Annotated in this window: 1 protein-coding gene; it reads right to left on the bottom strand. The window is 65.6% G+C overall.

What is annotated here, in order from left to right; translation table 11 throughout:
* Nucleotides 1-1,120 (bottom strand): acyltransferase family protein (locus tag AHiyo1_RS09345; protein WP_059388385.1); only part of this gene is annotated, 1,120 nt, incomplete at its 3' end.
* Nucleotides 1,121-1,506: the final 386 nt, after the last annotated feature.

Here is a 1,506-nt window from a genome sequence, read left to right as displayed (position 1 = left end):
TGCCGCGCGCGTGGCTGGCCGCCGTCGGGCGCTCTTCAAGCCTTCCGCACAGCAGCAGGACCGGAATCAAGAGCAGGAGGACGCCCAGCAGCACCAGCGGGCGGGCCCACCACCATTCGGCCGTACCTGCCGCTGGCTTGGGGAAGTCCGTAAGCAGAAGCAGCCCGGACATGGCTGCGAGCAGCGGCAAATGCCACAAGTAGACCGTCATGGACCGCCGGCCCGCCACGGCCACCATCCAACGGATCCAGCGCACGCCGGCCGCCCAGGCAAGAGCGGGGCGGAGCAATTGGAGGGTTGCAGCCTGGGACAAACCCAGAAGCAGCATGCAGAAGTTGGGCGGGTTCAGGTCCACGATCATGTTTCCTGAGTAGACCCCGATTCCAGTCACGAACCCCAAGAGCAGGTTGCTGCCCACGATCAACCCCGCGAACCAGCCCCGGCTGCGTCCAGCGAAGATGCCGTCAGCGATGAAGAAGCCGAATTGCTGGACCGCGCACCACACGAAGAGCATGTTGACGAAGGCGAGCATCGGGAACGCCCCGCGCAAGGAGTCCAGGGTGATCACGGCGGCAACGAGCCCGCCGAGGGTCAACCACGGGGAATGTCCGTGCAGCCGGGCCAGCACGGGAACGCTCAGTTGGGTGGCGAGGTAGGCGGCCAGGAACCACAAGGGCATGCCCGCGCCGGTCGCGATGAGCTGGACCACTTCCGGGTCGACGCCAAGCAGGCTCGCGGCCCAGAGCCCCACGAACATCGACGCCAGCAGCGCAGTTGCCGGACGGATGAGGCGCAGGAGCCGCAGTTGCGCGTAGTCGATGCCGGATCCTCCGCGCGCACGCAAGCGACGCCACGATTCCAGTCCCGTGATCCCGCCAAGGACGAAGAACAGCGGCATCACCTGGAACACCCACAGGACAGGTTCAAACCAGTGCTGTTCCATGAGTGTGTTTTCGGTGGTGACGGTGCCGTCCGGGTGCAGGACCGGGCTGACCATCATGCAGTGCGAGAGCACCACCAGAACGAGGCAGAAGAACCGGGCGAGATCGATCACGGGATCACGAGGGCGGCCAAATGCGGCCATGCCCGGCGCCGTCTTTTGTTGCCTCGAGAATCCCATTGCGCTCCTTTGCGAACTGCTGAGATCATTGTCCGCCCGCTCGACGGCGGGAACCAGAGCGGGCGACGGGGTGAATTCGTGGGTGCGGCCCGCCCTCCCCGACGCTCGCTCACCTATGACCCGAATATCCCGACGCTCGCTCACCTATGACCCGAATATCCCCAACGCTCGCTCACCTATGACTGAAAGCCCCGGGACCGTCGCTCAGATGATCTGAGCGAGGGATCCCGATTTTGGCATCATAAGTGAGCGAGCGTCCCTGCAGGGGAGTTCAGTTGGTTCGGCGGGTTAGCAGCCGTTCCCGTTGCCGCGGATCGCTGGCCGCCGCGCAGGCAGCCAAGGCCAGGCCGAACGCGCCGTCCAAGACCGCCCGGTCCGCGGAGGCC

The sequence above is a fragment of the Arthrobacter sp. Hiyo1 genome (genome assembly GCF_001263615.2).
Classification (GTDB): Bacteria; Actinomycetota; Actinomycetes; order Actinomycetales; family Micrococcaceae; genus Arthrobacter.
Note: the sequence above shows the minus strand (reverse complement) of the source record. Positions and strands in the feature narration are given on the sequence as shown.